Annotated in this window: 5 protein-coding genes; 4 read left to right on the top strand and 1 reads right to left on the bottom strand. The window is 65.9% G+C overall.

The window, feature by feature from the left end; genetic code table 11:
• The first annotated feature begins 339 nt into the window (after window positions 1-339).
• From ACLQ24_RS28040 to ACLQ24_RS28025, 4 genes are all read left to right on the top strand, one after another.
• A complete protein-coding gene (locus ACLQ24_RS28040; RefSeq protein WP_425894746.1) occupies window positions 340-609 on the top strand; it encodes a hypothetical protein in 270 nt (89 codons plus the stop codon).
• Between the two features lie 126 nt (window positions 610-735).
• A complete protein-coding gene (locus ACLQ24_RS28035; protein ID WP_425894745.1) occupies window positions 736-3,636 on the top strand; it encodes an AfsR/SARP family transcriptional regulator in 2,901 nt (966 codons plus the stop codon).
• Between the two features lie 140 nt (window positions 3,637-3,776).
• On the top strand, window positions 3,777-4,826 hold the full coding sequence (locus ACLQ24_RS28030; RefSeq protein WP_425894744.1) for an SAM-dependent methyltransferase: 1,050 nt from the start codon (window positions 3,777-3,779) through the stop codon (window positions 4,824-4,826).
• A 54-nt stretch (window positions 4,827-4,880) separates the two neighbouring features.
• On the top strand, window positions 4,881-5,372 hold the full coding sequence (locus ACLQ24_RS28025; RefSeq protein WP_425894743.1) for a cupin domain-containing protein: 492 nt from the start codon (window positions 4,881-4,883) through the stop codon (window positions 5,370-5,372).
• 135 nt (window positions 5,373-5,507) lie between these two features.
• Here the strand turns inward: ACLQ24_RS28025 and ACLQ24_RS28020 are convergent, their stop codons facing one another.
• The gene (locus ACLQ24_RS28020) at window positions 5,508-6,260 is read right to left on the bottom strand and encodes a GNAT family N-acetyltransferase (RefSeq protein ID WP_425894742.1); all 753 of its coding nucleotides are present in this window, start codon (window positions 6,258-6,260) and stop codon (window positions 5,508-5,510) included.
• Window positions 6,261-6,631: the final 371 nt, after the last annotated feature.

Below are 6,631 nucleotides of genomic sequence, written 5' to 3'. Positions count from 1 at the left end.
ACCACCCACGCAGACGTCATCAACCCCGACCTGCTCGCCTTCATCCGCGCCTGATCCACCAACGCCGGCGACGCGGAGGGGTTCCGCGTCGCCGGCGCGAATCAGTTTCAGATTCCGTTTGATGCCTCCGGTGCTGTCCACCGTCACACCGCACGCCATGCAGCTGGTCCGGGTGGGCGTGGCGTATACTGTTTCGGAGGGCTCTGCTGAGAAGCCTCAAGGAGTTGATCGTCCTGCGCCCGGCTGATGTTACGCCTGGCAGAGGGAAGTAATGTAGAAGAGCCGCCGGGCGCTCTTCTGCATCGATGGTTCACTCAGCGGTGTGCTCATGGAGCGCGCGTGCTGAGCGCACGATATTTCGCCGAGGGCGGCACGGTGATCCAGGAGCCATGGTTGCTGACGACCAGCAATGACCACCTGTTCCTGGACGGGACGCCGACGTCGGAGAAGACGGAGTATCCGAGCCGCCTCGCCTGGAGAACAGTCGATGATCCGCTTGTGGCGCGGACGTTCTTCCGCGTCATGAACTTGGTGGAGCCGATGTCGCGGCTCTTCGAACCGGATATCAGCGTCCGAGTCGCAGCGGACGATGCGTCGGCTATCCGGTAGTTGCCGACGTCGTCGAAGTTTAGGCCGTGTCGGCGCACTCGGAGGGGTATCGCGAACGCATAGGACGGTGTCGGACGCAGTGATTCTCGAAAGAGCAGCAGCGTGATCCCAACGAGTCCGGAACCCATGGACGCTTTGCAACTGCAGATCATGGGCCCCCTGCGGATTCGGCGTGGCGAGACCGAATTGAATGCAGGCCCGCGTCAGCAACGCTGCATGCTGGCGGTTCTGATGGCTCGGGTGGGGCGCCCGATAGCCATCGTCGACCTGATAGATCTAGTCTGGGGCCCGGATCCGCCGGCCAGCGCGGTGAACATCATCCACAAGTACGTGGGTGCGTTGCGGCGTCTGCTGGAGCCCGGATTGCCGTTGCGGGCGCCTGGGTCCTATCTGTTGCGGCACAGCGAGGGGTATCGGTTCGTCGTCGGCTCGGCGACCCTCGACCTGGTCGTCTTTCGCCGGCTCGTGTCCTCGGCGAAGTCGAAGCTGGCACAGGGTCGGCCTGCCGAGGCACTCGACGACTACGTCGACGCGTTGTTCCTGTGCCAGGGAACGGCCGGCGGCGTGTTGGCGGACACCGTGGCCGCGTCGGCGATTCTCGCGGGTATCGACGGTGAATTCTTCGACGCGGTGGTGGCCGCGGCGGAGTTGGCGGTGCAGCAAGGCCAGCCCGGCCGGGTGCTGGCCCCGCTGCGCCTGGCCGCGGAGATGGGGCGACTCAACGAAATCGTCCACGCCAGCCTGGTGACGACGCTCGCGGCGCAGGGGCACCAAGCGGAGGCGCTGGCTACCTTCGAGGCGATTCGGTCGCGACTCGCCGCCGAACTGGGTATCGACCCTGGACCCGGCCTGCAGCATGCCCAGCGACGGGCGTTGACCCAGGCTGCAATGCCCGAGGCGAACGACGACGTGGAGCCTCCGCAGGTCCGCGCGACGCTCCATCCGGCCCAGCTACCGCCGGACCTGCCGATGTTTGTGGGTCGGGAAAGGGAACTGGCCACCCTCACAGGCTTGGTGTCCGCCGGGCAGGCGGCGGACCGAACCAGCCCGCTGGTGGTCGCGATGGCCGGCATGGGAGGAGTCGGCAAGTCCACACTCTCGGTGCACTTCGCGCATCTGACTGCCGGCCGGTTCCCCGACGGACAGCTCTACCTCGATTTCCAGGGCCACCTGGGCGAGGAGAAGAGCCTCGCGGCCGGCGATGCCTTGCGATCCTTGCTGTACGGGTTGGGCATTGCCTCTGTCGATGTTCCGGACACGGCCGATACCCGTACCGGCTTGTATCGCAGCCTGACCATCGGCAAACGGTTCCTGGTCGTTCTGGACAACGTCCGGGACGTCGCGCAGGTTCGCCCGCTGCTGCCGAACTCGCCGCAGAGCCTCGTGCTGGTCACCAGCCGGCAACCGCTGGTCGGGCTGGCTGCGCTGGAGGGCGCCTACTTGCTGAATGTCGATCTTCCCGACCTGCCAACCTCGCGCGAGCTGTTGGAGCGCCGGCTGACCGACCTGCCACGTCGTACGGATGTCGGCCGACCGGAAACCGTGGACGAGATCATCGAGCTGTGCGGCCGGCTGCCGCTGGCCTTGGCGATCCTGGCAGCACGGATGACCGCTCGTCCGCAGTTGTCGTTCGGGGAGGTCGTCGCCGAGTTGCGCGACGGTGCCCGTCGTCTGCACGCGTTTCCCGGCGGGCGCGGTGTCAGTGACCCGCGGACCGCGTTCTCCTGCTCGTACCGCGAGTTGAGCCCGGCCGCAGCGCGGCTGTTCCGGCTGACGTCTGTGACATTGAGCCCGGGTGTGTCCCTGGCATCCTGCACCAGCCTGGCCGGACGGACGACCGCAGAAACCGAGGCAGCCTTGGCTGAATTGGTGGAGATGGGTTTGATCACCGAGCATGAGGATGGCCGTTTCACCTCGCACGTGCTGGTCAGAGCCTACGCGGAGGAGCTTTTCCGAGAGACCGAGCCGCTGCCGGAACGTCAGGCCGCGATCAGCCGCCTGCTGCAGCACTACTTGCACAGCAGCTTCCACGCGCAGGTGATGCTCGAGCCCAACCGGACACCGATCGAACCCCCGCCGCCCTTGCCGGGCGTGATGCCGGAGCGGCCCCTGACCTACAGCGACGCGTTCCGTTGGTTCGCGGTCCGGCGGGAGATGCTGAAGGAAGCCGTCCGGGTCGCCGCCGACCTCGGCTACGCAATCGTGCCGTGGCAGTTGGCGCTGACCATGCAGCAGTATCTGCAGTGGGCCGGCTACTACCAGGACTGGGAAGACATCATGCGGTGGGCGCTGCGCGCCGCGCGCCAGCACCACGATGTCGTAGGAGAGGCTCATTCGCTGCGGAGCCTGGCGGGTGCCCGGTATTCGTTCGGCGACAACGAGGAAGCACTCCGCCTGCTCGCCGAGGCTTTGCAGATTTACGAGAAAGAAGGCATGCGCTTCGAGCAAGCGCTCGTCCACTCCAACTTACATCGTGTCTACAGTGCATTGTGCCGGCACGACATCGCCATAGAGCACAGCCGTAGGGCGCTGTCCTTGTTCCGCGACCTCGGCAATCGTCGATCCGAGAACCTCAGCCGCTTCCACCAGGGAAAATACCTGGTGGACATGAGGCATTTCAATGAGGCCATCAAGGTTCTTACGCAGGTGCTGGAGGTCAATCAGCAAATCGGGCGGGGGATCGAGGAAGGTGAGATCCGGAACGTGATAGCGAGCAACCTGGCCGAACTCGGTCGTATCGATGAGGCGGTGCAGCAACTCGAGCTCTCCGCGCAAGCGTCCGGCCGGGCCGGGCACCGGCCGAATCATTTCGATGCGCTGCGGCAGCTCACCGAAGTGCTCATGACGATCGGCGATAGGGACGGCGCGAGGAGGGCCCTCGAACGAGCCTATGCCGTGCTCCGGGAATTTCAGGGCGGGGGCACGGACAGCCTGCGGACCGATTTGGCCGATCTGGCCCTGCAACTCGGGCACGGCGAGAGTGATGAACAAGACGTTGGTGAGGGCCAGGAGAATAGCCGATCCTGATCAACTATTTGTCAACAACGCGCCACTAGCTTATGGAAGGCCGGTCGAGGCGGTCCACGGTTTCACGCACGACTGGCTGGCCGGTTGGACGATGCCGTCGCCCGAGGCAAGGCCCCTGTGTCAAGGAAAGCTGGCGTGATATGACAGACAACCAACCCTCTACTGATCAGCCGCTTGACTCCGCTGAACGCAGCAATCTCGCCAGAGCTGCGCAGGCGCGAGTCGCTGCCTGGTCGAACGGAGCGCAGGCGCTGGCGCTGTTGGCCGCAGTGCACGAGCGTGGCTGGCTGACATTCTTGAACCGCCCTCGTACAACTTCTGAATTGGCCGTGTTCACCGGCATGGAGGACACGCGACTCGCTGCCGCATTCGATGCCCTCGAAGCGGCCGGCGTTGTTCGTCGTACGGACGAACTGCTTGAGTTGCGCCCGGAGTTCGCTGAGCTGATCGCCGACGATGGACTGTACGCACTGGACGACATCCTTGCCCGCGCCTCTGCGATGATCCGGATCGTCGGCGACTCGGCCCACGCGTCGGAGCCCGCCCGCCCGACCGAGGAGGAGTCGCTGGCCATCGCCCGCGGATTCGTGTGGCGGCCCGGACCGGGCGGCCGCGAAATCTACCGCGGCATGCTCGACGCGCTGCCGGAGTTCGCGTCGGCGCTCGACTCCGGGCGGGTGCTCGACGTCGGCTGCGGTGTGGCCGGTGCCATGTTGACCGCAGCGTCGATGTTCCCGGGCATGACCGGTGTCGGTCTGGAGGTCGAACCCGCGGTAGCCGCTGAAGCGCAACGGCGGGCTGCGACGTTCGGTGCCCGCCTTCGTATCATTGCCACCGACGCCCGGGAATTTGACGAGACGGACGCATTCGACGTCTGTTTCTGGGCCCAGCCGTTCTTTCCGGCCGAGACGCGTGCGGACACGCTACGAATGATCAGGCGTGCGCTCAAGCCTGGTGGCATCTTGATCGAACAGGAAATGGAGGTCGAGCCTCAGGACGAGGACGCCCGGCTCGGCTTCGCCCTACGCAGGCTGGTCTTTTCCGGCTGGAACGTGCCATTCGCCCGTACGGCCGAGAGCCTGAAGGCGGAGGCGACGGACGAAGGCTTCGAGCACATACGCATCGCCACGGCCAATCTGGGTCGGGTGGTCGTTTCGCGCCGTCCCGAGTCTCGGGGAACGGTCCGTTGACAGCGGCGATCCTCCATTGCCGCGTCACAACACCTGAAGCAAGGGGGAACAACGATGGCTACGAACGCCGACTGGGGTCCTGACGGCTGGGCTGTCGCACCTGGAGAGGGAGAGCTGATTCAGCTCAACGGTCCGCATCGGCCGGAGATGCTGGTGCGGGGCACCGAGGTCGGCGAGGCCCTCGGTGCATTCCTGTTCCACCACGACGTGATCACCGAGAACCCTCCCCATGCCCACCACGACTTCATGAAAATCATGTTCGTTCTGGAGGGGGAGTACCAGTTCCGGGTGGGCGATGCCGAGTTCCGCGGGGGGCCCGGCACGACGGTGGTCGTTCCCCGCGGGGCCTACCACACGTTCGTCACACAGACCGGCGGGAAGGTGCTGTTCATCAGCGCGCCGGCTGGTAACGAAAAGCTCTTCGAGGAGCTCGGCCGGGTCGGCCCCAACCCGACCGAGGAGCAACTCGCCGAGATCGACAAGCGCATGAACACGACCCGGCTTCCGGGAACGGAAGGACGGTCCTGGCGCGGTCTCGTGCGATGAGCTCAGCCGTCGCCCCGAGACTGGTCCGGACGCGACGCTCGTGGACACGACAGCACAGTGCGAGCAGCGAGACCATGCTGCTCGCACTGTGCTGTCCGCCGGACTCCTTCGTGGATCTGAAGCCGAACGGGTCCGTCACGCCGGGAACTGGTAGAGGCGGTAGCGGGACACCTCTTCGAAGCCGATCTTCCGGTACACCGGCTCGCCTTCGCTGGTCGCCTGAAGCGTAACGACGGACCGGCCGGTCTCTCGGGTGATGCGCAGGGCCTCCCGGGTGAGCGCGGTTGCGACACCGCGATGCCGGAAACCCGCGTGGGTCGCGATGCAGTAGAGCGCACCGACTTCGGTGCCGAGCGACAGAGTGCAGGTGCCAACGGTCCGGCCGTCGACGACCCCGGCCAGCCGGACCACGTCCGGGTAGTCGAACGCCAGCTCCCGCTGGGCCTGAGCGTGCACGTCGCCGCCGAAGCCGAGAGGCTCGGCATACGCTCCGACGTACCCGACCATCTCGTCCGGTCCGACCACCTCAACGATCTTGAGGTCAGCGGGTACTTCAGCGTCGGCGACAGCCCTCACGTCGATGGCCATTACCGGCATGTCGATGATCTGCTGGGCGCCGCGGGCGAGCAGACCCTCGGCCGTGTCCTCGTCGCTGTCACCGCCGACCCACCAGCTCCAGGTGGTGCCGGCCAGCCGCTCCTTCGCCTCCGCGACAGCGGCGTCGAGCGACTGGGTTCGGACCCGCAACACACCGTTGAACAGAGGGTGCGGGATTTCGGAACGGTAGATGGCAAGGTCTGCGTCCGGCTCGGCCCCCGCCCAGCCGCACCAGAAGCGGCGGTTCGCGGCCAGCTGCGGTTCGAGGTCATGGATGGAATTGGTACTCACACCCATATGACGGGTGCCGCAAGCCGACAATTCGACTGGGCGGCCGAGACGTAGGTCACCAGGAGAAACAGCAGGCGTCGGCTATCTGGTGCCGTGCCGCACGAACTGGCGGAGCGCACCCAGTGTCGCCGGGGCGAGCACGTCGGGATTCGCGGGGTCGGTCAGATCGTGAGCCACCCCGGACAGCACGATTCGACCGGGCTCGCCGGTGTGCGCCCGCTCTAGCGCGAAGAGCGAGACACCTACCTCTCGGACCGGCCTCTCGGACCGCGGCCACCAGGCGCAGTGCGACTCAGAGACTGTCGGGTAACTGGCTGGGGGCGGAACGTCACGCCGAGACACGTCGATGGAAGGTCCTCGACAAATAGATC

Origin of the sequence: Micromonospora sp. DT4 (genome assembly GCF_049841675.1) — a bacterium.
GTDB lineage: Bacteria > Actinomycetota > Actinomycetes > Mycobacteriales > Micromonosporaceae > Micromonospora.
Note: the sequence above shows the minus strand (reverse complement) of the source record. Positions and strands in the feature narration are given on the sequence as shown.